The organism is Bradyrhizobium sp. A11 (assembly GCF_042077125.1).
GTDB lineage: Bacteria > Pseudomonadota > Alphaproteobacteria > Rhizobiales > Xanthobacteraceae > Bradyrhizobium > Bradyrhizobium japonicum_B.
In genome coordinates this window covers 3,191,948-3,215,572 of sequence record NZ_CP149509.1, presented here as the reverse complement: position 1 = coordinate 3,215,572, position 23,625 = coordinate 3,191,948, and the positions used below count along the sequence as shown (strand labels likewise).

The window sequence follows — 23,625 nt, the reverse complement described above, 5'->3', positions numbered from 1 at the left end:
CGAAGCAAATGCGCCAACGCTCATTGACCGTCAGTGAAGAACAATGGATAGCGCATTCACTCCGCCAGCGTCGCCTCGACGAACCCCCGAGGGTCCGTGCAAAACTCCCGCATCAAGCGATAATGATCGGTCTCCTCCACCGTCACCGGCTCCAGGCCGTATTTCCCGAGCCGCAGCAGCCGCGCATTCGGGTAAGCCATCAGCATCGGCGAGTGGGTCGCCATGATGATCTGGCAGATGCGGGAGTCCTCCATGCGCCGCAGCAGCTTCAAGAACTCGATCTGCCGCGCAGGCGACAGCGCCGATTCCGGCTCGTCGAAGATGAAGATGCCCTGGCGCTGACAGCGCTCCTCGAAGAAGCGCAGGAAGCCTTCGCCGTGGGAGTGCGACAGGAAATCGGGACCGGCCTGGCCGGCATCATGCGCGGCCTTGTCGAGATACCGCGCCACCGAGAAAAAACTCTCGGCGCGAAAGAACCAGCCATTGGTGATCTTCGGCAGCCAGCTCGCGCGCAGCGCCTTGGCGAGCTGGCCGCCCATCTTCTCCCGCGCTTCGGAGTGGTCGACCGGCATGTAACCCTTGCCGCCTCCGGCATCGTCGTAGCCGGCGAGCGATGCGATGCCCTCGAGGATCGTCGACTTCCCGGTGCCGTTCTCTCCGACAATGATCGTGATGGCGGCGTCGAAATTGAGCTCGAAATCATCAGGGAAGATGGGCAGGCAAAACGGATAGGCCTCGCGATCCCCCACCTGCAACGGGTCGAGCCAGACCCGCTTCAGATACGGCGCCGGCAGGTTGATGGTGCGATGACCTCTCCGGCTCATAATCGCGTCTCCGTCCCTTCCACCACAGACATTCCGCGAAGGAACATAAAGAGAACGATCACATTCCGCAACCAGAAGGATACGCCCGGCGTCAGCCTCGAGCGCAGCCTAGTCCAGCGCCTCGACCACCAGCTCCATGGTCATCAGCACCGGATTGTCGCCGCGGACTAGGCGCCCCTCCGCCAAGCCGCCGGTATAGTCGACCAGCGCAACGTCGAGCGCGGCTTCGGGTGCGCCGGAGGGCCCGGGTGCGATCTCCCCGGCCGTCACCGCCAGCTCGGTCGCAAACGGCTCGGTCATCCCGCCATGGGTGAAGCGCGCGCCGATGGTCGAGCCGACGCCGCCGTGGATCCGCGCGCGTACGATACCGTGCGTGCGGCAGAACGCTTCGAGACAGGCGGCAAAATCTTGATTGGGGCGCAGCCTCAGCGCGAAGGCGCGGCTGCTCGTGCGCGCGCCCGTGCGGTCGGCGGGCACCGGCCCGAACAGCTTGAAGTTGGTCTCGGGATCGGGTTCGGCAGTGAACATCGCGCCGTCAACGCCAAAGGCGTCGACCTCGAACGGTTCGGCGACGACGGTTTCGTCCGGCAGCATGTGGCCGCCGCCGGCCTTGCCGTCCGCCTCCGTCCACAGCCCATGGCAGTGAAAGAACGGCGCCCCGTCGCGCGTGCCGAGCGTCAGGCTGCCGAGCCGCGTGCGGGTGACGCCGCCGGGGCGGTACGTATCGCTGTAGAACGCGGCGTTCTCGCCGGTCTTCGACAGCGCCGGCATGACATAGGCGAACGGCCCGAGCGCGCCGTGCCGGAAGTTGAGCACGCCGCTCGCAAAACCTTCGGCCGCAAAGCCGCGCCGCGCGGCTTCCAGCAGCGGCACACCCGCCTGAAGCGCGAACGAGAACGCGCGCCCCCTCGCCTCCACCCATTGGATGCGCTCTGCGACGGGCGCGCCCGGCTGCTTGATGCTCCGCATCGACTGCGCTCAGCCTGTCTTCGTCTTGTCGAGATCGAGCAGGCCTCGTGCCTCGAGCTCGTCGCGCACCATGCGCTTCGGCACCTTGCCATAGCCGGATTTCGGCAGCGCATCCCAGAAGAAGAAGCGCTTCGGCATCTTGTAGCGCGGCACCTTCGGGCCGAGGAACGCCGCCATCTCGGCCTCGCTCACCGCCTTCTCGCCCTCGCGCGCCACGCAGACGGCAACGCCGACCTCGCCCCAGGTCGCATCGGGCACGCCGAGCACGGCGACCTCGCCGACCGCCGGATGTGTCAGAATCTTCTCCTCGATCTCGCGCGGATAGATGTTGGAGCCGCCCGAAATGTACATGTCGGAGGCGCGGCCCGTGATGTAGACGAAGCCCTCCTCGTCCATGTGGCCGAGATCGCCGGTGCGAAACCAGCCATTGCGGAACGCCTTCGCATTGGCTTCGGGATTGTCGTAATAGCCGGCGAGCACGGCAGGCCCGATCACGCAGATCTCGCCGCTCTGGTTGGGCGCGAGCTCGCGGCCCTCGTCGTCCTGGATCGAGACCTGCATGGCCGTGCGCTCGAAGCCGCAGGTGCCGATCCTGGCATGCGGACTGTCCTCGGCGTCGTGCAACGCCGCCGGCAGCACGGTGATGTTGCCGGTGACCTCGCCGAGGCCGAAATATTGCACGATGACCTTGCCGAGCTTCTTCAGCGCGGTCTTCTGGTCCTCGCGATACATCGGCGCACCCGCATAGATCACGTGACGCAGCGAGGAGTGATCGTATTTGTCGACGGCGGGATGCTCGACCATCATCTTCAGGATCGTCGGCACGGTGAAGAGATTGGCGACCCGATGCGTCTCGATCAGGCGGAACGCCTCGTTGATGTCGAACTTCTCGGTCGGCAGCAAGACGGTGCAGACGCCGCGCGCGGTCTGCACCAGCTGATGCACGCCGGCGCCATGCGACAGCGGCGCCACCACCAGCGATGCGTCGTTCTCGGTCACGCCGGGCGTGAGATCGGCGAGATGGTTGGTGACGACGAAACCCATCTGGCCATGGGTCAGCACCGCCGCCTTGGAGCGCCCGGTGGTGCCCGATGTGAAGAAGAACCAGCAGGGATCGTCGTGCTCGACGGCAACGTTCTCGACCGCCTCGCCGGCTCGCGAGGCGATGGCCTCCGCAACCGAGGTCTCGCCAAACGCGGCCTTGCCGTCGATGCTCCAGGTGAACTCCAGCGCGCCGCCCTTCACGGCCGCCGCGTGCTCGGGAAAACCGACATGGCACAGAAACGCCTTCGCCCCGGAAGCCTCTGCGAGATAGGTGACCTCGTCCGGCATCAGGCGGAAATTGGTGGGCACCCAGACCGCGCCGAGCCGGAATGCGGCGAACATCGACAAGAACATCTCGTCGCCATTCTTGGAATGGACCAGGATGCGGTCGCCCTTGGCGGTGCCGCGCGCAGCGAGCGCGGCCGCCAGCGCCGAGACCTGCGCATCGATCTGCCGCCAGGTCCAGGATCTGTCTCCCCAGACGAAGCCGGGACGCGCACCGTGCCGCCGCGCATTCTGGGTCAGCATGTAAGCGAGATTCATGACGCGGCGGGACATGCGCAGGGGCTGCATCGGGCTTCCTCTTCGAGGGCGGACGGCGCTCTCGCCGCCCGCTCATTGCGGCCCATTTATCGCCATCGCCCGCGGCCCTGCAAGGCTGCCGGCCGCACACCTGCCCTACGGCTGCTTGAACGCGAACGGCGTCGCCGTGATCGTCTGCGTTTTGACGCAGGCCTGCGGGCCAAAGCCGCCGCAAAAGCTGCCATGCAGATCGAAGCGGACGCGCGCAGACCCTCGCTTCGTCCGCGGCGTCATGATCCTGTAGCTGAGGACACGGCCGTCGAATACCTTGCGCACGCTGCCGTCCGGCAGCGTCACCAGGATGTTCATGTCGCAGCCGCCGGTTCCGCAATAGGTGGTCTCGCGGTCGCCGCATTTGGTGTCGCTGAAATCGACGATGTAGTCGTCGCGGCCGTCGCCGGTGAGGTCGGTCCGGCGCACCGTATCGGGCGCGAATCTGACCGCGCCGCCGTCCTGGCTGGTGCATTCCTCATTGGCGTAGCGCAACGCCTGCTGCACGCCGGGCGGATAGTCGGACGGATTGAACGGCTTTGCATCCTCGGCACGCGCGGCGGAGGCGATCAGGGCGAGCAGAAGCATCAGATGGCGCATGCGCGTTGGTCGCCGGCATGGCCGCAACCGTTCAGGGAATTTTAAACATGATCGGCGCACCCTCGCTCAGTTCTCGCGTACAGAGTGCCGTATCATGGTCAAAGCGCCCGCCGTCCTCCTGTTGTCGCTGGCGCTCGCCGGATGTGCCGTGGGTCCTCAAGCCCACCTGTCTTCCGACCCCGCCTTCAAGCCTGCCCGATATGCCTGGGATGGCGCCGGCGAGGATCCCAATCGGCCGCATGCAGCCTCGCAACCGACACGCGCCGCGGCCCGATCCGCGCGCGAGAGGTCGCAAGCCGGGCTTCAGCCGCCTTCGAAGGAATGGTGGCAGCAGCAGGACGGCAGCGAGGCCGAGCAGGACGCCAGGGTCAACCGCTCCCTGGTCATCTGCCAGGGATGCCTGCGCCCGCAGCAGCAGCCCGAAGATTCCAGGCTCGCCAAAGCCGCCGATTGAACGGATACAGGCCCGCCGCCTGCGGCCGGCGGGCCTGCCGAAATTGGCGCGCTATTGTCCGTGCTTGAGCATGTCCTGGTCGGTCAGGTCCCAGTCCTGCCAAAGCTGCAGCATGCCGAGCAGCACGAGCACGGCGCCGAGGCCGGTGTGATAGACACGGAGAAAGCCTTCACCGGAATAACCCAGGACGTAGGGCGAGGCGATGAGCCACAATCCGATCAGGATCGTCGTCACCTCCTGCCAGCGCTGCAAGGCGACATATTCGAGCTGGCTGATGCCAAAGACGACCAGACCGATTGCGACCGTATTCAGGATCGCCGTCTGCTGTCCGGCAATCCCTGGATCCTGGATCGGAAACCACGGCGACGCCACGATCACCGCGCCGAGCAGCATCCCGCACCAGTCTTCCCAAGTTCGATGAGTCTTTAAGAAGCCGAAGTCCGACATCGTACCCTCCTATGACAGAGGCACACGTCGGCGGCCGGCGATCACGACTTCCGAATGTCCGCGACCCTGCCGGCCGCATTCGGACGCATGTCCTGCAAAGGACGTGGGAACCGGCGGCGGCCGCGCAAGACCGGGATCGAGGAATATTTCGAGGCCGCGGAATGCCCGCTGGTCATGAAGTCGTACCGCACTGCGGCTACAGCGCCCCGAGCTTCCTCAGCGATTCCTGCGCGGACGACAGGCCGGGCTTCAACTCCAGCGCCTTCCTGAAATCGGCGATCGCGCCCCGCTTGTCGCCGAGCCGCAAGCGAGCCTGCCCGCGGTTATTCCACGAGAACACGTCCGAGGGATCGTATTGCAGCGCCTTGTCGTAGTCCGAAAGGCCGCCCTTGTTGTCGCCCTGGTAGAGCCGGATCATGCCGCGATTGCGCCAGCCGCGCGCGTCGGTCGGCGCAAGGCGGATGGCCTCGCCATAATCGGCGGCGGCGCGGTCGAGCTGCTCGCTGTCACGGTAGACGTTGCCGCGGTCGATATAGGCGAGCAGATCGGGCGCCAGCTGGATCCGCATCGTGTAGTCGGCAATGGCATGCGCCATGTCGCGCTTGCGGTAATACACCAGGGCCCGGTTGCCGTAGGCCATGGCATAGTTGGGGTCGCGCTTGATCGCAGCGTCGAAGTCGGCGAAGGCGCCGTCGAGGTCGCCCTTGTTGAAGCGCGACTCGCCGCGATTGCTGTAGGCCAGCGCCAGCGACGGATCGAGCTTGATGGCCTGGTCGTAATCGGCAATGGCGCGATCGTAGTCGCGCTTGAACGAATAGACGCGGCCGCGATTGTTGTAGGCGCAGGCATAATCCGGAGCGAGCCTGACCGCTTCGTCGAGGTCGGACAGCGCGGCATCGAGCTCGCGCTTCTCGGTCAGACCATGGCCGCGGTTGCAAAAGGCGCCGGCGAGCCTCTTGCCGCTCTCGCTCCTCGTCTCGATGACGCTGGAACAGGCCTCGACCCGCTGGTCGGGCGAGCTGGTCAGCCCGACGCACGCGTCCCAGGCAGGACCGCCTTCGGCCGCCGCCGGCGGCGTTGCGATCAGCGCCGCAAGCAACGCCATGAGACTGAGCGCGACACGCATTTTGCGGATATCTCCCCTGCGGCAACCTAGCTTGGTCGCACCTTGGCAAGCACCGGTTCAGGCGCCTAGATCAGGCAGAGACAGCACGTCGGAAGGATCTTGCATGGCCGCATCGGTATGGGACAACAAGGACAGGAGCCGCTTCGAGCTCGATGTCGGCAACGACGTCGCCTTCGCCAATTACCGGCTGACCCCGACGGCGGTCATCATCACCCATACCGAGACGCCGCGCGCGCTGCGCGGCCGCGGCATCGGTTCCGAGCTGGTCAAGGGCGCGCTGGAGCTGATCCGCCGCGACGGCCGGAAGGTGATCGCCGGCTGCGGCTTCGTCGTCGATTATCTCGACCGGCATCCGGAGGACGCGGATCTGGTCGCCTGAAAGCAGAAGGGCCCGCGCGATGGCGGGCCCTTCCGTCGCAACCGGCGCTCGGTCAGTGCTTGATCTCCGGCGGCAGCTTGCCGCCATTGGCGGCGAGCTTGGACATCACCTGCTTGTGCAGCCAGACGTTCATGCTGGCGGAGTCGTTCATGTCACCGCTATAGCCCAGCTCCTTGGCGAGGTCCTTGCGCGCCGCGAGGCTGGAATCGATGTCGAGCGCCTTCATCAGGTCGACGATCGAGGTGCGCCATTCGAGCTTCTCGCCCTTGTGCGCGGCGGCCGCCTTGTCGACGATCGCCGCCACGTCGACCGCGGCCATCGGTGTGGCAGCCGGCGCCGACGCTCCCGGCGCGGCTCCGGAGGGCGAAGCTGCGCCGCCGGCGGGCGCGGCGGAGGCCGGCTGGCTTCCGAAGATCGCGCTCATGATTTTCCCGAAAATGCTCATATCTGCTCCCCGAAAAGGATCCGTTGGAAGGGCTTGCGTGGCACTTATAGACCAAGTCACTGCGTGGCGCCCGCGAAGTTCTGCGAACCGATACGCAGCATCAGCTTATCTGCGGCGAAATGACGACCGAATGACGTCGCCAAAGTTGCGCTGCGGCATCGAATCTCACCCAAGCGTGAGGGACAGGACTCGGAAATAGGCGTACGCTTTGCGCTCAGCTCGCGATGCCGTCCGCAATTCGCGTCTGGTCGGACTCGCGAAACTCAAGAATGGCGGCCGCACGCGCCGTTTGCCGGCGCCGAATTCGGCCGCTTGGCAAGGGAGCTAGCGACCATGGCCACACTCTACCCGGGCAATGTCCCCACGATGGACCGGACCGCAGATGCGGCCGGACCCGTGATCCGAACCATTGAACTCTCCGATCTGCACGATGCGCTCCGGCGCGGCTGGGAGGATTTCAAGGCCGTTCCGAGCCATGCCATCATCCTCTGCGTGATCTACCCGGTGCTGGGCCTCGTGCTCGCCCGCGTGGTGATGGGCTATTCGGTGCTGCCATTGTTGTTTCCGCTTGCCGCCGGCTTCGCGCTGATCGGCCCTTTCGCGGCGCTCGGTCTCTATGAGCTTTCCAGCCGGCGCGAACGCTATGAGGAAGCAACCGCCTGGGACGCGATGGAGGTGCTGCGCTCGCCCTCGTTCGGCGCGATGCTCGGCCTCGGCGTGCTGCTGCTCGCTTTGTTCGTGACCTGGGTTGCAACCGCGCAAGCGATCTATGTCGCGGCGTTCGGCTATGAGGGCGTCACCGGCATCTCGGACTTCATGACGCGCGTGCTGACGACGCAGCAAGGCTGGTGGCTGATCGTGGTCGGCTGCGGCACCGGCTTCCTGTTCGCGCTCGCCGCACTGTGCCTCAGCGTCGTGTCATTCCCCTTGATGCTCGATCGTCATGCCGGTGCGTTCGAGGCGATGAGCACCTCGCTGCGCGTCGTCGCGAGGAACCCGGTGCCGATGGCGGCCTGGGGCCTGATCGTCGCGGTGCTGCTCGCGCTCGGCACCATTCCGGCGTTCCTCGGCCTTGCCGTGGTGGTCCCCCTGCTCGGTCATGCCACCTGGCACCTCTACCGCAAGCTGATTGTCTCGGAGCCCGGTGCACATCCGGTGCCGCCCCCGCCGCATCGTCCGCGCAAGCCGGCTGCCGACTTCCCGGCCAACCTCTTCCCCTGGCGCAACAGGCCGGACGCCTGACGATATCGTGACATGCGATCCTGCCGAGCTTGAGCTTGAATTCGGCTCGGGCAGGATCGCGCTTTGTCCCACGCCTTGCTTTGGCCGCGGTTCCGACCGAGATTGCGCCGCCGGTCAGATCGCTTCACGGAATTCATTACCTCGAATGACCTCGACGATTTCTCGTCTCGCTCTCGCAGCCTTCGCCCTCTCCGCGTCAATTCTGTCCGCCCAGCCAGCGTTCGCCGCGGTTGCCTGCGGCTCGGGCAATTTCGATGCCTGGCTTGCGGAGTTCAAAACCGAAGCTGTGGCCAAGGGCATCTCGCAACAGGCCATCGCCTCCGGTCTCGCCGGCGTGACGTCGGATCAGAACGTGCTCAACCGCGACCGCTCTCAAAAGGTCTTCGCCCAGAGCTTCGAGGAATTCTCCGGCCGCATGGTGCCGCCGCGATTGGAGCGCGGCTCCAACAGGATGAAGCAATACGGCTCGGTGCTGTCGCGCATCGAGCAGGCCTATGGCGTTCCCGGCGAAGTCCTGGTCGCGATCTGGGGCCTGGAGACCGACTTCGGCGTCAACACAGGCAAGTTCGCCACGATCCGCTCGCTCGCAACGCTGGCCCATGACTGCCGCCGGTCCGAGCAGTTTCGCGCCGAGCTGATGGACGCGCTGCGCATCGTCCAGCGCGGCGATCTGGCGCCAGCCGAGATGAAGGGCGCCTGGGCCGGTGAGCTCGGCCAGACCCAGTTCATGCCGTCGTCCTGGATGAAATACGCGGTCGATTTCGACGGCAACGGCAAGCGCGATCTGCTGCACAATGCGCCCGACGTGCTCGCTTCCACTGCCAATTATCTTGCCGGCTATGGCTGGCAGAAGGGCAAGGACTGGCAGCCGGGCAGTCCGAATTTCGAGGTGCTCAAGCAGTGGAACAAGAGCGAGGTCTATTCCAAGACCATCGCCTATTTCGCCACCCAGCTCGCTCGCGCGCCCTGACCTGTATCGGGCCGGGCGCGAATCATACGGCCTCTCCCCACGCTTTACTTGCTAAGGCCTGCCGCGCTGACCGGCGCGAGCACTCGAATCAGTCTCATAAACTGAATATAGATTCATTATACCTATGCGAATCACGCAGGAAAGACTTGGGTCAGGAAGCTACGCGATCGGCTTGCCTAGCCCTCGCGCGCAACTTATTTCCACAATGATCTAGATCAAGGGCACGCGTTTAACTCCGTGATTTCACGGAGTTTTCTTCCTGATTGTCGATGCCTGCGCGCAAGCTTTGTGCAGGAGCGCCGTCCGGTTAATCGTCCGTTACCTCCGCTATGCATCCACCGCCTAGCTGCATCGCAACATCGGAACTTTCGCACTGCACCACTCTCCTCTATATTCATTTCAACGATGAGGCCCGGGCAAGGGCTGAATCGAACTACAGGAGACTACCAATGCTGCTCTCGCTCATCCGCATGATCCAGGCCTTCCGGGACTATCAGCGCAATGTTGCCGAGCTGTCCCAGCTCAGCGATCGCGAATTGGCCGATATCGGCCTCGATCGCTCGGACATCCCGCGCGTTGCCGCCGGTCAGTATCAGGGCTGAAATCGTTCAGCCCTCAACCGGACGAACCGATAGCGCCCGCCTCGTGCGGGCGTTGTCGTGTCTGGAGGCAGAAAACTCGATCTCGGCGATTCCACTGGCCACCGAAAAGCGCTACCTGTCCGCCCATGACAGGACCCCTATCCAACCCCGTGCACGTGATCGGCGCCGGCCTCGCCGGCTCTGAAGCCGCCTGGCAGGTGGCGAAAGCCGGCGTGCCCGTGGTGCTGCACGAGATGCGGCCGACCCGCATGACCGAGGCGCACCGCACCGACGGGCTCGCCGAGCTCGTCTGCTCCAATTCGTTCCGCTCGGACGATGCCGCCAACAACGCCGTCGGCCTCTTGCACGCGGAGATGCGCCGGCTCGGCTCGCTGATCATGCGCGCGGCCGACGCCAACCAGGTGCCCGCCGGCGGCGCGCTGGCGGTCGACCGCGACGGCTTCTCGGCCGCGGTCACCAAGGCTCTCAACGACCATCCCCTGATCGAGATTGCTCGCGGCGAGATTTCCGGCCTGCCGCCGGCCGATTGGAGCAATGTCATCGTTGCCACCGGTCCGCTCACCTCCGCTCCGTTGGCCGAGGCCATCCGCGCGCTGACCGACGAGAACGCGCTCGCCTTCTTCGACGCGATCGCGCCGATCGTACACCGCGAGTCCATCGACATGTCGGTGGCCTGGTTCCAGTCGCGCTACGACAAGGTCGGTCCCGGCGGCAACGGCGCCGACTACATCAACTGCCCGATGACCAAGGAGCAGTATGACGGCTTCGTCGCCGCACTGATCGCGGGCGAGAAGACCGAGTTCAAGGAGTGGGAGACCAACACGCCCTATTTCGACGGCTGCCTGCCGATCGAGGTGATGGCGGAGCGCGGCCCCGAGACGCTGCGGCATGGCCCGATGAAGCCGGTCGGTCTCACCAACCCGCACGATCCCGCCACCAAGGCCTATGCGATCGTGCAGCTGCGCCAGGACAACAAGCTCGGCACGCTCTACAATATCGTGGGCTTCCAGACGAAGCTGAAATACGGCGAGCAGCAGCGCATCTTCCGCACCATTCCGGGGCTGGAGAACGCCGAATTCGCCCGCCTCGGCGGCCTGCATCGCAACACCTTCCTGAACTCGCCCAAACTGCTCGACGGTCAATTGCGCCTGCGTGCGCAGCCGCGGTTGCGCTTTGCCGGCCAGATGACGGGCTGCGAGGGCTATGTGGAATCGGCCAGCGTCGGCCTGATCGCCGGTCTCTATGCGGCTGCGGACGCGCGCGGCGAGGCGCTTGTCAGCCCGCCCGGCACGACCGCGCTCGGCTCGCTGCTCGGCCACATCACCGGCGGCCATATCGAAACCATCGAGCCGGGCACACGCTCGTTCCAGCCGATGAACATCAATTTCGGTCTGTTCCCGCCGCTCGCGACCGTGCCGACCAGGAAGCCCGACGGCACGCGGCTGCGCGGCAACGAGAAGACGGTGGCCAAGAAGCAGGCGCTGAGTGCGCGGGCGCTCGCCGATCTCGATCGCTGGATCGCCGATCATCTGCGCATGGCCGCCGCCGCGTGAGTTATCGATGAGCCTCCCCAAAGACGACGCCGCAGCGCTTTCGGCGCGCTGGATCGAGGGCGTGCTCCTCAAGCGCGACGTGTTCTCGACCGTCGAGCGCGGCCGGTTCCGCGGCGAGAGCGGCGAGGTCGACGCCGTGCTGCGCCGGCTCGACGAAGTGCCGTGGTGGTCGTTCCTGCTGGCGCGGCATCTGTTCGCCCGCGAGAAGCATGCTCTGGCGCGCGCCAAGGGCCTCGATGTCGGCCCCGAGCTGCTTTGGGCCGGACAGCGCGCCCTGGTGCGTGGCTTCGTCGACGGCGCCGCATTGCACCTGGCAAAGCCCCATGGCGACCTCGCCTATTTCCGTTCGGCCAAGGCGGCGCTGCGCCGGCTGCGCCGTGCCGGGATCTGCCACAACGATCTCGCCAAGGAGCAGAACTGGCTGGTCGGCCGCGACGGACGCGCCTATGTGACCGACTTCCAGCTCGCGGCCTGCTTTGAGCGCCGCGGCCGGCTCTACCGCATCCTCGCCTATGAAGACCTCCGGCATCTGCTCAAGCACAAGCGCACCTATGCTCCGGAAGCGCTGACACCGCGCGAGCGCAAGATCCTCGCCAAGAAGTCGTTCGCGGCGAGCCTGTGGCTCGCCACCGGCAAGAAGGTCTACCGCGCCATCACGCGCGGCCTGTTCAACTTCACCGACCGCGAAGGCGGCGGCCGCCGGCTGGTCAATGATGCGCCGGTGCTGACCGCGTTGATCCGCAAAAATCCGGCCGTGCGCGATACCGCCATCGTCGCCTTTGCCGACCGCCGCTCCGGCGTCGGGCTCTATGCCTTCGTCGAAGCCGATCAGACCGCACTCGAAGGCCAGTTGCGCAACGAGCTGACCGCCGCAAAGGGGCCGAAGCCGCCGGAACACATCCAGGTCGTGCACGCGCTGCCGCGCGACACCAGCGGCAAGCCGCGCACCGAGATCCTGCAGCTGGTTGCCATGAACCAGCTCGACCTGATCGAGCCGATGATGAAGAACGACCAGGACCGCGCCTTCCTCAAGGACATCCTGGAACAGCGGAAAAACCTGCGCGACCGCTTCAACTTCGAGGCGGACCTGCCAACGAGCTGACCGGGCTCCTCGCGCCTTGAAGCGTCCACATTGGCGATAGAGAAGCGGGTCGGATCATTCGGGCGTGGCGGGATCATGGGCATTGGGGGAACGGTGATGCGTGGTGTCGTTGGCGGCCTGATCGCGGGCTTCCTGCTGCTCATGGCCGCGCCCGCAATGGCGGACTCGCCCGCCGAGCTGATCTCCAGCTTCCGCCTCAAGCACGGCGAAGTCCGTGTCGTCCGCGATGCCATTCTCGACCGCATCGCCATGGACCAGGCCCGCGCGATGGCCGCCAAGGACAATCTCAGCCACGACGCCCTCGGGCCGTTCAACCGCCGCGTCGCGCCGGCCGGCGCGGGCCGCGCCGCCGAGAACATCGCCTACGGCTACGACGATTTCGAGAAGACGCTGGGACAGTGGATCGACTCGTCCGGGCATCGCAAGAATCTGTTGCTGCACAACGCCTCCCGCGTCGGCATCGCCAGCGCCAAGAACGCCAGCGGCAAGCGCACCTACTGGGCCATGGTGATCGCGGGCGACTACGAGCCGAAGGGCAAGGGCAAGAAGAAGGACAAGGAGCCCGTCGTCGCCGTGAAGCGCGAGGCTGCGCCCGCGAGCAAGCCAAAGTCCAGCAGCTGTCACATCAAGCTGCTCAGCCTCTGCATCTGAGGCGAGCCGGGCTCTCTTGCTCAGGCTCGGCAACACGCCTAATTCAGGCACGAGATCGCAAGACGCGGAGACCGGCACTTGATCGACCTCGACCGAATACGCGCCGACACGCCGGCCGCCTCGCGGCTCGCATATCTCCACAACGCAGGCGCGGCCCTGATGCCGGCGCCGGTGGTCGCGGCCATGAAGGACCACATCGATCTCGAAAGCGAGATCGGAGGTTATGCCGCCGCCGACCGCGAAGCCGACCGGCTCGACGCGGTCTACGGCTCGGTGGCGCGCCTGCTGAATGCCGCACCCGACGAGATCGCCCTGGTGGAGAACGCGACGGTGGCCTGGCAGATGGCGTTCTATTCGCTTCCGTTTCGGAAAGGGGATCTCATCCTGACCGCCGAAGCGGAATACGCCGCCAATTATGTTGCCTTCCTCCAGGTCGCCAAGCGCACCGGCGCGGTCATCGACGTGGTGCCGAGCGATGCCAGCGGCGAGCTAGACGTCGACGCGCTCGAACGGATGATCGACGAGCGGGTGAAGCTGATCGCGATCACCTGGGTTCCGACCAATGGCGGACTGGTCAATCCGGCAGCCGCGGTCGGCAGGATCGCCCGGGCGCACGGCATTGCCTATCTGCTCGACGCCTGTCAGGGGGTCGGCCAGATGGACGTCGATGTCGATGCCATCGGTTGTGACATGCTGTCCGCCACGGGACGCAAATTCCTGCGCGGTCCGCGCGGCACCGGCTTTCTCTATGTCCGCCGCACCATGCTGCAGCGGCTGGAGCCGCCGATGATCGATCACTTTGCCGCCCCCTGGGTTTCCCGGGACGCCTATCAATTGCGGGACGATGCCCGCCGCTTCGAGACTTGGGAGAACAATTACGCAGCCCGGCTTGGCTTGGGCGCGGCTGTCGACTACGCCCTCGAGATCGGCATCGCCCCGATCGCACAACGCTGCCGCCTGCTTGCCGGTCGCCTTCGCAGCGGCCTTGCGGATATTCCCGGCGTCACCATTCGCGACCTCGGCCGCGCGCCGGGTGCCATCGTCAGCTTCACCATGGACGGGCATGAGGCGGACGCCATCGTCGCCAGCGCCGCGGCGGCCGGCATCACGATCGGCGCCTCGGACCCGTCGAGCACGCGCATCGATGCCGAGCTTCGCGCGTTGCCGCATGTGGTGCGGGCGTCACCGCATTATTACAACACGGAAGCCGAGATCGACCGCCTGATCGCGCATCTGGCGGGTTTGGCGCCGCGATAGGAGAAGCGTGCCGCTCAGGTGCAGCGCGCGCTCAATCCGGATGCGCTGAGTCTCGCCATCACCTCGCCGAGATGCGCGGCATCACGGGTCTCGATGACCAGCTGCAGCAGCGTCGCCTTGGCCGGCAGCTCGGAGAAGGTGCGCTGGTGCGAGACCTCGATGATGTTGGCGCCGGCTTCGGCGAGCAGCGCGGCCACCGCGGCCAATTGGCCGGGTCTGTCAGGGATGTCGAGCGAGAGCTGGGTCAGCCGCCCTTCGCGCGCGAGCTCGCGCGTGAGCACGGATGCGATCAGCCGCGTGTCGATATTGCCGCCGCTCAGAACGAGACCGACCTTTTGGCCGGCAAAGCGGGGCGGATCGGACATCAGCGCGGCAAGGCCGGCGGCGCCGGCGCCCTCGACGACCGTCTTCTCGATCGAGATCAGGGTCGCTACCGCGCGCTCGAGCTCGGCTTCGTTCACCAGCGCAATGTCGTCGACGAGGCGGCGGACGATTTCGGTGGTGATCTTGCCCGGCGATTTCACCGCGATGCCTTCGGCGAGCGTATCGCCGCGCGCCGGCAGATTGCCGCCGTGAATGGCGTTGTACATCGAAGGATAGAGCCAGGCCTCGACGCCCAGAATTCGCAATGACGGCTTGATCGATCTCGCGGCGATGGCGATGCCGCTGATCAGGCCGCCGCCCCCGATCGGCACGACCAGCGTATCGAGCTCGGGGACCGCTCGCATCATCTCCAGCCCGACGGTGCCTTGGCCCGCGATCACCAGCGGATCGTCGTAGGGGTGGACGAAGATCATGCCGCGGGCTTCGCCGTGCTGACGCGCGAACGCGGCCGCCTCCTCCAGCGTCGCGCCGGTGACGACAACTTCCGCGCCGTGGTGCCTGGTGTTCTCGACCTTCACCATCGGCGTGCCGACCGGCATGACGATGGTGGCGGGAATGCCGAGCCGCCTGGCGTGATAGGCGACGCCCTGGGCGTGGTTGCCGGCGGACATGGCGATGACGCCGCGCGCACGCTCCTCCGGCGTCAGCGCGGTGAGACGGTTGAGCGCGCCGCGCTCCTTGAACGACGAGGTGAACTGGAGGTTCTCGAACTTGAGCCAGATCTCGCAGCCGCAGATGCTGCTCAGCGTGCGGCTGTAGCTGCAGGGCGTCTCGACGACGGCGCCGCGAATGATGTCGGCGGCGGCATGAACGTCACCAGGTGCGACCGGAAAGCCGCCGAGATCGGACGATGGGGTTTGGGACAACTCAGCCATGGGACAGCATAGAGCATCGGGCGGTTCGAGGCGATAAGCCAGCCGCTATTTGGTAAATTCCCGGGAACGTGAAGCCCGCCACAGCGTCCAGAGCGTGCGCAGCCGCGACGTCGGCTGCAGCGCGAACGGATTGCGGCCGGGCTGCGACAGGCGCTCGAGATCGGCCCTGACCTGGCTCAGCGGCAGAAACGCCGGACGCACCGCCGCCGGCACGTCCGCCAGCAGCGACAAGGCCGTGGTCAAGTGCCGCCGCGCCTCGCCGGCGAGCTGCTCCAGCACGGCCCGCAGGTTCGGCGTCTCCTTGCCGGCAAACACGTCTTCCATCCGGCAGCCATGGCTCTCCAGCACCTGCTGCGGCAGGAACAGCTGCCGGTGCGAGGCATCGCGCGGCAGGTTCACGATGACCTGCGCGATGCCCTGTGCCAGCCCGGCATGCCGGGCGAGATGTTCGACCGCCTCGGACGTCGGCGCCAGAATCCGCGCCGCCAGATCAAACAACACCGAGCAGGTCGCGGCGAGATAGCCCTCCAGCGCCGCCATGGTCGGCATCGGGTCGTTGTAAAGGTCGAACTGGTGCTCCTCGACGAGCAGCGACAGCGGCTCGACCGGCAGGTTAAAATCACGGATCGCACGCAGCAATTCGGCAGCAACCGGATTGCCCTCGGCGCTGCCGTGGACGAGGCCCGAGAACAGGTCGGTCCACCATTGAAAGCGAATCTCGCCGGGCAAGGGCTGGCTGACCTGGTCGCGGACGCGGACGATCTCGACGTTGAAGGCGTAGAGCGCAAGCAGCGCGCGGCGCTCGCGGGCGGGCACGAACAGCGTCGCGGCATAGCGCGGAAAGTCGTGGCGGCGCACGAGATCGGCGCAGAAGGCGACGGAATCGGGCGGCGGCGCGCCGCTGCTCATGGCACCGCGATCAACGCAGCCGCGACCCGCCGCCGCTCGCCGATCATGATGTTGTAGGTGCGCACGGCAGGTCCGGTCTGCATCGTGTCCAGCACCACCCTCACCGCCTTCAAGGCCTGGCGCAGCTCCGGCGGCGGCAGCCAGAGCCCGGTTCCGGTGCCGATCAGGAGCGTGTCGATGCCGTTGGCGGCCGCGAACACCCGGTCGAGCGAATAGCGATCGATCTTCTGGGGATCCGTCACGTCCCAGGCCCAGATCGCCTCGGGCAGGCACAGCAGCGAGCCCCGGTGCGACATGCCGGCGAAGGCGAAGCCGCCCTTGCCATAGGCCTCGATCGGCGCCGAGCGCGGGAAATGGGGTGCGTTGGGATCGCCGGCCATGAGTCTGGTCCGAATGAGCTTACTGCCCCCGCCAACTCGTGCGGAGGCGTGCGGTTCGGATCATGCCTTGCTTTTCTTCGCCGGTGTGGCCGTATCCGGCGCATCCTCGCGGTGCTCGCCGACGCCGAGATAGATCAGGATCGGGGCAGCAATGAAGATCGAGGTGTAGGTGCCGACCAGCACCACGCCGAACATCATCACCGCGGTGAAGCTGTGGATCGCGTGACCGCCGAACAAGAACAGCGCCAGCAGCGCCAGCGTCACCGTGAAGTGGGTGATGATCGAGCGCGACAGCGTCGAGTTGATGGATTCGTTGAGCAGCTGCGGCATCGGCATCTTCTTGTAGCGGCGCAGCATTTCACGGATGCGGTCGTAGATGACCACGGTGTCGTTGAGCGAATAGCCCAGAATGGTCAGCAGAGCCGCGATGCTGGTCAGGTCGAAATCGACCTGGCTGATCGACATGAAGCCGATGGTCAGCACGATGTCGTGCACGTTGGCGATCATGGCGCCCAGTGCGAACTGCCATTCGAACCGGAACCAGAGATAGATCAGGATCGAGACGATCGCGAGCATCAGGCCGACCATGCCGTAGGCCAGCAGCTCGCCGGCGACGCGCGGCCCGAGCACCTCGACACGACGATATTCGATGGAATCGCCGAGAGCGTTGCGCACCTTCTGCACGGCATCCTGCTGCGCCTTGTCGCCGCCGGGCTGTTCGGCAACGCGGATCAAGACATTCTCGGGGCCGCCAAACTGCTGCAGCTGGATCTCGCCGAGGCGCAAGCCATCCAGCGTCGTGCGCATCGCCGCGATGTCGGCGGCGCCGGACTTGGCCCGCACCTCCAGCAGCGTGCCGCCCTTGAAGTCGATGCCGAGGTTCAGCCCGTGGGTGAAGAACAGCGTGATGGCGACGATCGAGAGCACCGCCGAAATCGGGAAGCTGATGCGGCGGAAGCGCGTGAAATCGAAATGCGTGTCGTCGGGGACGATGCGCAGCGACGGCAGCACGCCGAGCGCGGCGACCACGGTGAGGACGGCAATCAGAATGCCAAGCCCGATGAGAACGTAGTATGTCACGGTCTTAGCTCCTAGATCGGCACGCTCTGCGGCCGCTTCCACCGCACCCACCAGGCGACGATCAGCCGGGTCAGGGTGAAGGCGGTGAACACCGTGGTGATGATGCCGATGCCGAGCGTCACGGCAAAGCCGCGCACCGGGCCGGTGCCGATGTAGAACAGCACCGCGGCGGCAATGAAGGTGGTGATGTTGGAATCGAGGATGGTCGCGAGCGCCCGCTTGAAGCCGGCATCGATCGCCGATATCGCGTTGCGGCCGCCACGCAGCTCCTCACGGATGCGCTCGTAGATCAGCACGTTGGAATCGACCGCGATGCCGACGGTGAGCACGATGCCGGCGATGCCGGGCAGCGTCAGCGTGGCGTTGAGCAGCGACAGCAGGCCGAAGATCATGGCGACGTTGATGGCCACCGCGATGTTGGCGAACACCCCAAACAGCCGGTAGGTCAGCAGCATGAAGATGACGACGAGGATCGAGCCGACGTAAGCCGCGAGCTCGCCCTTCTCGATCGAATCCTGGCCGAGGCCCGGACCGACAGTGCGCTCCTCGACCACCGTGAGCGGCGCCGGCAGCGCGCCGGCGCGCATCAGGATCGCGAGATCGTTGGCGGACTGGACCGTGAAGCTGCCCGAGATCTGGCCCTGACCGCCGGTGATCGGCTCGTTGATCCGGGGCGCGGAGATCACCTTGTTGTCGAGCACGATCGCGAAAGGCAGCCCGACATTCTCTTGCGTGGCCTGCCCGAACTTGCGCGCGCCCGAAGTATTGAACTTGAAGCTGACGACCGGCTCGCTGGTACGCTGGTCGAAGGTCGCCTGGGCATCGATCAAATCGCCGCCGGCGACCAGGACCTGCTTCTTGACCACATAGGGCGTCGGCGGCGGCGACGCGCTCATCAGCAGCTCGGAATCCGGCGGCAACCTGCCCTGCTGCGCCTGGTCCGGCGACACGGTCGTGTCGACCATGCGGAATTCCATCTTGGCGGTCTCGCCGAGCAGCTTCTTCAGGCGGGTCGGATCCTGCAGGCCGGGGACCTGCACCAGGATGCGGTCATTGCCCTGGCGCTGAATCACGGGCTCGACGGTGCCGAGCTCGTTGACGCGGCGTTCGACGATCTGGATCGACTGCTCGATGGTCTTGCGCAGGCGATCGAGCATGGCGGCCTGCGGGACGCTGAGGCGGATCACCCCGCCGCCGGCATCGGTCACCTCGAGGTCGCGCTGACCACTCGATCCCATCAGGCCGCCCAGCGGCTGAGACAATTCGCGCAGCTTGGCCAGCGCCGCCTGAACGTCGGATTCCTTGGTGATGCGAACTTCGGCCGCGTCGTTGCGCACGGTGACGCCGCCGGTGAAGCCGATCTTGGCATCGCGCAGCGTCCGGCGGACGTCGTCGCGGACCTGATCCAGCCGTTCCTTCTTCACGTAGTTGGAGTCGACCTCGAGCAGCAGGTAGGAGCCGCCCTGGAGGTCGAGGCCGAGCACGAGCCGGCGCTGCGCCCACGCCGGCCAGGTCTTGACCTGGGCCTCGGGGAAGAAGTTCGGGACCGCGCAGAGGCACACGATCAGCGCCGTCAGGATGATCCCGAGCGCCCTCCACCGCGTGAAATACAACATCGACTGGACCTGTCAGATCAGGAGACTTGAGATGCTCGCGAACGCGTTCACTTCGACGCGGCGTCGTCCTTGGCACTATCCTTGGCGGCGTCCTTCGCGCTGTCCTTGGATTCCTTCGCCGGCTCGCCCTTGGCGCGCACGCCGGAGATCATCTGGCGCATCTGCCGCACCCGCACGCCGTCGGAAATCTCGAACTCGATCTGGTCGTCATCGACGACCTTGGTAACCTTGCCGACGAGCCCGCCCGAAGTCACGACGGTGTCGCCGCGGCGGATGTTCTTCACGAGGTCGGCGTGCTCGCGGACCTTCTTCTGCTGCGGACGCAGAATCAGGAAGTACATGATCACGAAGATCAGGGCGAACGGCAGCAGCGACATCAACATGCTGTTGGTGTCACCAGCGCCCGCGGCCTGGGCATACGCAGGGGTAATCAGCATTCGGACGATCCTCGTGAGAAACGGGGGAAAACCGGTCAGGCCTTCAAAGGCAACCGGTTCGGTCAAATTCGCGCGGACTATAGCGGCCATTGCCCCAATTGCAACGCTGCCAGACCGCCCTTTTAGCCACCTTGCGGCGGCCCCTCAGGCCCGATAAGGCTGCGTTCTCAGGAACTTCGGACATGCCCAAAAACCCCAGCAAAAGCCCGGCCGGCAAAGGCCCCCGCACCCCTGCCGGAAAGCCGGCCCGCGTCGCGGCAAATCGCCCCAAGGGCAGTCCCAAGAGGACCGTCAAAGCCCCTCGCGCGGCAGCCCCCAGCCTGTCCCAGGAGCGCATCGTCCGCGCGCTGGAGACCATTGCGGCGCACCTCTCCGCCCAGGCCAAGCCGGCCGTCTCCCCCGAGTCGTTCGAACGGGCGGATGCCTATGTCTGGCACCCCGACGGCCGCCTCGCGCCCGTGCCGCGGGTCAGCCGCGTCGAGCTATTCCTGCTCAAGGGCATCGACCGGATGCGCGACATCCTGATGGAGAACACCGAGCGGTTCGCGGGCGGCCTGCCCGCCAACAACGCCCTGCTCTGGGGCGCGCGCGGCATGGGCAAATCGTCGCTCGTGAAGGCCGCGCATGCCAGCATCAACGCGGACCGCAAGCTGGCTGAGCGGCTGAAGCTGATCGAGATCCACCGCGAGGACATCGAAACGCTGCCGATGCTGATGGAGAAGCTTCGCGACGCCAGCTTCCGCTTCATCGTGTTCATCGACGACCTCTCCTTCGACGGCAATGACGCGTCCTACAAATCACTCAAGGCCGTGCTCGAAGGCGGCATCGAGGGCCGGCCCGAGAACGTCATCCTCTACGCCACCTCCAACCGCCGTCATCTGCTGGCGCGCGACATGATCGAGAATGAGCGCTCGACCGCGATCAATCCCGGCGAAGCGGTCGAGGAGAAGGTGTCGCTGTCCGATCGCTTCGGCCTCTGGCTCGGCTTCCACCGTTGCAGCCAGGACGAATACCTCGCCATGGTGCGCGGCTATTGCAGCCATTTCGGCGTCAAGGTCGACGACGAGGCGCTGGAGCGCGAGGCGCTGGAATGGTCGACCACCCGCGGCTCACGCTCGGGCCGCGTCGCCTGGCAATTCGTGCAAGAGCTGGCGGGCCGGCTCGGCGTGAAGCTGACGGCGAAGTAGCGGAAGCCGTCGCCGTGCCTGGCTCTGTCATTCCCCGCGCAGGCGGGGAATCCAGTACGCCGCGGCTTATCGGCTCAACAATGACTGTCTCTGGAATACTGGATCGCCCGGTCCAAGCCGGGCGATGACAGTGCGCTTGTTGTGATTGCGTGCCCTACTCTGCGTAGGCCTCACGCCCCGTTCAGGAATTGAAGCGGGTCAACCGGGCTCGATCCCTTGCGGATCTCAAAGTGGAGCTGCGGCGACGCCACCTCCCCGGATTGACCCGACTTGGCAATGACCTGACCGCGCTTGATGGTGTCGCCGCGCTTCACCAACAGCTCACTCGCATGGGCATATGCGGTGACGTAGCCGTTGGAGTGCCGAACCAGGACCAGATTGCCGTAACCCTTCAGCTCGTTGCCGGAATAGGCGACGACGCCGTCTTCCGCCGCCTTGACCGGCGTCCCCTCGGGCACCGCGACATTGATGCCGTCGTTGGACTTGCCGTTGGTCTTGGCGCCGTAGCTGGTGACCACCTTGCCGCGCACCGGCCAGCGGAAGGTCGGCAGCGCGCTGGTGGTCTCCGCAGCCTTCGCCGGGGTCTCGGCGGGCTTCTCTTCGACATTGGTGGTGGCCTGGGCGAGGCGCGCGCTCTGCACCGGCGCGCCGGCCGCGGCCATCTTGGTGGCGGGCGCGGGAGCGGCTGCAACGGGCTGCAGCGTCCCCGCAACCGGAGCCGCCGTGACAGGAGCTGCGGCAACTGGCGCCGCCATGGCGGCGGTCTTTGCGCCGGGCACGGTCAGCTTGGTGCCGAGCTTGAGCTTGGCCGACGGATCGAGACCGTTGGCACGGGCAAGCTCAGCCGACGAGATATGGTTCTTGCGGGCAATGCTGGCGAGCGTGTCGCCGCGATTGACGAAATGAGTGCTCGGCGGCGCGGCCATGACGGCAACCGGTTTCGCAGCGGGAGCTGCCGCGACCGGAGTTGACGCAGGCGCCGGCGCAGCGGCCGTCGCCGGATGCGGAATGATCAGTTGCTGGCCGGGCGACAGCGCGCGCGGGCCCTTGTAGCCGTTGGCGGCCAGGATCGCCTGCGGCGTGACGCGATAGCGCTTGGCGAGCACCTCGAGCGTATCGCTGGTGCCGACGATGATCTTGGTCCCGCCAGCCGGCTGGGCAGCCGCGACCGAGCGCGGCGGCACGGTGGCCGTGGTCTCCAGATGCGGCTGCGCCGGCGGCGCGTAGGAGCTGACGCCACGCCCGCCTCCGGACACCCCGCCACCTGCCGCGACGGGATAGGATTGCGGGGCGGAGACCGCCGGGGGCGGCAAGGGCTGCGACTGATAGGCGCCGGCCTGGGTCTGCGGCCGCGCATATTGCGGCAGCTCGCGCTGCGGCGGCGGGGCCTGCTGCACCGTACCGGTCGCTTCGGAGGAGAAGGGATTGGAGAAATTCGACTGGGACAGTCGCGACGACATGTCGGCGCTGCACCCTGCGAAGCTGAAGGAGATCAGCGCCAGCACCGCGACCTGCGGTACGCGGCGCGAGTAAAGCAACTCGGCGACAGCGGACATGGTTACTCACTCGTACGCAACAGAACTGGTGTTTTAAGTAAACACGCGCCGAGTAAATAACGGCTTAACCCTCCCAATAAGATGTTGGCCGCACAGCCGATCCGGAAATCTACAGCTCCCGCGCCACCCCGGGCAGCGCCGGCACGAAGCGGACATCGACCAGTTCCTTGCGCTCGATCCCGGCCGCGCTGCGGGTCAGGCGGATCAGCGTCTGCACGCCCTGATGCGGGCCGACCGGCGCGATCAGGATGCCGCCAACCTCCAGCCGCTCGACCAGATTCTCCGGGATCTGCTCCATCGCGGCGGTGACGATGATGCGATCGAACGGGCCGATATTGGGCGGCAGGTTGAGGCCGTCGCCAAGCATCACCTCGACATTGTGACAGCCGAGCTTTTCGAGCCGGGCGCGCGCGGTGTCCGCAAGCCTGCGATAGCGCTCGACCGTCAGGACCTGGCCGGCGAGCCGCGACAGCACGGCGGCCTGATAGCCGGAACCGGTGCCGATCTCGAGCACCCGGTGCTGCTTCTGGAGCTGCAGCTGCTCGGTCATGTAGGCCACGACGAAGGGCTGGCTGATAGTCTGGCCGCAGGCGATCGGCAGCGCGCTGTCCCGGTAGGCGCCGACGCGGTCGGCCTCGTCGACGAATTGCTCGCGCGGCACCTCCTCCATGGTTCGCAGCACCGCCTGATCGCTGATGCCCCGACGCCTCAGCGTGAGCTGAAACATCATCTTTTCCGGCGGGTGCTGATGGGAGGTCATTGCCTGCTTGTACTGTCTTGGCCGGCCCGGCGGGCTCGAGCCCGGGCAGGAGAATCCATGTTCCTGCTCAGGAACTCGTGATAGCCTTCCTCTAGAGCATTTAACCACAGATTGGATTGCCGCGGACGAGCTGCGATGACCATTTTCAGGTATCCGTTGGCCGAAACGCGCATTGCGTCAATTCGCGTTATCTGCGAACGTTT

25 protein-coding genes are annotated in these 23,625 nt (G+C 66.0%); 10 read left to right on the top strand and 15 right to left on the bottom strand.

Features of this window, described 5'->3' with window-relative positions:
* Positions 1–56: 56 nt before the first annotated feature.
* The 4 genes from WI560_RS14820 to WI560_RS14805 form a co-directional block, all read right to left on the bottom strand.
* Positions 57–824 carry an AAA family ATPase gene (locus tag WI560_RS14820; RefSeq protein WP_375308578.1) on the bottom strand — a complete coding sequence of 256 codons (768 nt, stop codon included), beginning with the start codon at positions 822–824 and terminating at the stop codon, positions 57–59.
* 108 nt (positions 825–932) lie between these two features.
* Complete coding sequence (locus WI560_RS14815; protein ID WP_375308577.1) at positions 933–1,793, bottom strand: PCC domain-containing protein; 861 nt, start codon at positions 1,791–1,793, stop codon at positions 933–935.
* A gap of 9 nt (positions 1,794–1,802) precedes the next feature.
* Entirely contained in the window at positions 1,803–3,410 is a 1,608-nt protein-coding gene (locus WI560_RS14810) for an acyl-CoA synthetase (protein WP_375308576.1), read from the bottom strand.
* Between the two features lie 105 nt (positions 3,411–3,515).
* Positions 3,516–4,010, bottom strand: coding sequence for a hypothetical protein (locus WI560_RS14805; RefSeq protein WP_375308575.1), 495 nt, complete (start codon positions 4,008–4,010; stop codon positions 3,516–3,518).
* Between the two features lie 94 nt (positions 4,011–4,104).
* Here WI560_RS14805 and WI560_RS14800 point away from each other — a divergent pair, with 94 nt between their 5' ends.
* Entirely contained in the window at positions 4,105–4,464 is a 360-nt protein-coding gene (locus tag WI560_RS14800) for a hypothetical protein (RefSeq protein ID WP_375308574.1), read from the top strand.
* Between the two features lie 51 nt (positions 4,465–4,515).
* Here WI560_RS14800 and WI560_RS14795 read toward each other — a convergent pair whose 3' ends face one another.
* Positions 4,516–4,911: an SPW repeat protein gene (locus WI560_RS14795; protein WP_375308573.1), complete on the bottom strand. Its 396-nt coding sequence runs from the start codon at positions 4,909–4,911 to the stop codon at positions 4,516–4,518.
* A gap of 196 nt (positions 4,912–5,107) precedes the next feature.
* Positions 5,108–6,037 carry a tetratricopeptide repeat protein gene (locus tag WI560_RS14790; RefSeq protein WP_375308572.1) on the bottom strand — a complete coding sequence of 310 codons (930 nt, stop codon included), beginning with the start codon at positions 6,035–6,037 and terminating at the stop codon, positions 5,108–5,110.
* 103 nt (positions 6,038–6,140) lie between these two features.
* On the opposite strand from WI560_RS14790, the gene WI560_RS14785 reads away from it, so the two are divergent.
* Entirely contained in the window at positions 6,141–6,416 is a 276-nt protein-coding gene (locus tag WI560_RS14785; RefSeq protein WP_375308571.1) for a GNAT family N-acetyltransferase, read from the top strand.
* A 52-nt stretch (positions 6,417–6,468) separates the two neighbouring features.
* Here the strand turns inward: WI560_RS14785 and WI560_RS14780 are convergent, their stop codons facing one another.
* The gene (locus WI560_RS14780) at positions 6,469–6,861 is read right to left on the bottom strand and encodes a DUF3597 domain-containing protein (protein WP_257179897.1); all 393 of its coding nucleotides are present in this window, start codon (positions 6,859–6,861) and stop codon (positions 6,469–6,471) included.
* 333 nt (positions 6,862–7,194) lie between these two features.
* Here WI560_RS14780 and WI560_RS14775 point away from each other — a divergent pair, with 333 nt between their 5' ends.
* From WI560_RS14775 to WI560_RS14745, 7 genes are all read left to right on the top strand, one after another.
* Entirely contained in the window at positions 7,195–8,103 is a 909-nt protein-coding gene (locus WI560_RS14775; RefSeq protein WP_375308570.1) for a DUF2189 domain-containing protein, read from the top strand.
* Positions 8,104–8,248: 145 nt separating this feature from the next.
* Positions 8,249–9,073 carry a lytic murein transglycosylase gene (locus tag WI560_RS14770; protein WP_375308569.1) on the top strand — a complete coding sequence of 275 codons (825 nt, stop codon included), beginning with the start codon at positions 8,249–8,251 and terminating at the stop codon, positions 9,071–9,073.
* A gap of 449 nt (positions 9,074–9,522) precedes the next feature.
* Positions 9,523–9,675 (top strand): DUF1127 domain-containing protein, encoded by a 153-nt coding sequence (locus WI560_RS14765; protein WP_007590701.1) that lies wholly within the window; start codon positions 9,523–9,525, stop codon positions 9,673–9,675.
* Positions 9,676–9,800: 125 nt separating this feature from the next.
* Positions 9,801–11,228: a methylenetetrahydrofolate--tRNA-(uracil(54)-C(5))-methyltransferase (FADH(2)-oxidizing) TrmFO gene (gene trmFO / locus WI560_RS14760; protein WP_375308568.1), complete on the top strand. Its 1,428-nt coding sequence runs from the start codon at positions 9,801–9,803 to the stop codon at positions 11,226–11,228.
* A gap of 7 nt (positions 11,229–11,235) precedes the next feature.
* Positions 11,236–12,330 carry a serine/threonine protein kinase gene (locus tag WI560_RS14755; protein WP_375308567.1) on the top strand — a complete coding sequence of 365 codons (1,095 nt, stop codon included), beginning with the start codon at positions 11,236–11,238 and terminating at the stop codon, positions 12,328–12,330.
* A gap of 96 nt (positions 12,331–12,426) precedes the next feature.
* A complete protein-coding gene (locus WI560_RS14750) occupies positions 12,427–12,981 on the top strand; it encodes a CAP domain-containing protein (protein WP_375308566.1) in 555 nt (184 codons plus the stop codon).
* 78 nt (positions 12,982–13,059) lie between these two features.
* Positions 13,060–14,238 carry an aminotransferase class V-fold PLP-dependent enzyme gene (locus tag WI560_RS14745; protein WP_375308565.1) on the top strand — a complete coding sequence of 393 codons (1,179 nt, stop codon included), beginning with the start codon at positions 13,060–13,062 and terminating at the stop codon, positions 14,236–14,238.
* A gap of 14 nt (positions 14,239–14,252) precedes the next feature.
* Here WI560_RS14745 and WI560_RS14740 read toward each other — a convergent pair whose 3' ends face one another.
* Genes WI560_RS14740 through yajC form a run of 6 tightly spaced genes read right to left on the bottom strand, consistent with a single transcriptional unit; the run spans position 14,253 to position 19,919 of the window.
* Positions 14,253–15,497 carry a threonine ammonia-lyase gene (locus tag WI560_RS14740; RefSeq protein ID WP_375308564.1) on the bottom strand — a complete coding sequence of 415 codons (1,245 nt, stop codon included), beginning with the start codon at positions 15,495–15,497 and terminating at the stop codon, positions 14,253–14,255.
* A 45-nt stretch (positions 15,498–15,542) separates the two neighbouring features.
* Positions 15,543–16,406: a phytoene/squalene synthase family protein gene (locus tag WI560_RS14735; protein ID WP_375308563.1), complete on the bottom strand. Its 864-nt coding sequence runs from the start codon at positions 16,404–16,406 to the stop codon at positions 15,543–15,545.
* The gene (locus WI560_RS14730) at positions 16,403–16,786 is read right to left on the bottom strand and encodes an Mth938-like domain-containing protein (RefSeq protein WP_375308562.1); all 384 of its coding nucleotides are present in this window, start codon (positions 16,784–16,786) and stop codon (positions 16,403–16,405) included. Before WI560_RS14730 ends, WI560_RS14735 begins: the two co-directional genes overlap by 4 nt.
* A gap of 60 nt (positions 16,787–16,846) precedes the next feature.
* Positions 16,847–17,866 (bottom strand): protein translocase subunit SecF, encoded by a 1,020-nt coding sequence (gene secF, locus WI560_RS14725; RefSeq protein WP_375308561.1) that lies wholly within the window; start codon positions 17,864–17,866, stop codon positions 16,847–16,849.
* An 11-nt stretch (positions 17,867–17,877) separates the two neighbouring features.
* Entirely contained in the window at positions 17,878–19,482 is a 1,605-nt protein-coding gene (gene secD / locus WI560_RS14720) for a protein translocase subunit SecD (RefSeq protein ID WP_375308560.1), read from the bottom strand.
* A 47-nt stretch (positions 19,483–19,529) separates the two neighbouring features.
* Entirely contained in the window at positions 19,530–19,919 is a 390-nt protein-coding gene (yajC, locus tag WI560_RS14715) for a preprotein translocase subunit YajC (RefSeq protein ID WP_028136247.1), read from the bottom strand.
* 182 nt (positions 19,920–20,101) lie between these two features.
* On the opposite strand from yajC, the gene WI560_RS14710 reads away from it, so the two are divergent.
* The gene (locus tag WI560_RS14710; RefSeq protein WP_375308559.1) at positions 20,102–21,106 is read left to right on the top strand and encodes an ATP-binding protein; all 1,005 of its coding nucleotides are present in this window, start codon (positions 20,102–20,104) and stop codon (positions 21,104–21,106) included.
* 170 nt (positions 21,107–21,276) lie between these two features.
* Here WI560_RS14710 and WI560_RS14705 read toward each other — a convergent pair whose 3' ends face one another.
* Together WI560_RS14705 and WI560_RS14700 are read right to left on the bottom strand one after the other, a co-directional pair.
* Positions 21,277–22,662, bottom strand: a complete 1,386-nt coding sequence (locus WI560_RS14705) for a peptidoglycan DD-metalloendopeptidase family protein (RefSeq protein WP_375308558.1) — start codon at positions 22,660–22,662, stop codon at positions 21,277–21,279.
* A 109-nt stretch (positions 22,663–22,771) separates the two neighbouring features.
* The gene (locus WI560_RS14700) at positions 22,772–23,422 is read right to left on the bottom strand and encodes a protein-L-isoaspartate(D-aspartate) O-methyltransferase (RefSeq protein ID WP_375308557.1); all 651 of its coding nucleotides are present in this window, start codon (positions 23,420–23,422) and stop codon (positions 22,772–22,774) included.
* Positions 23,423–23,625: the final 203 nt, after the last annotated feature.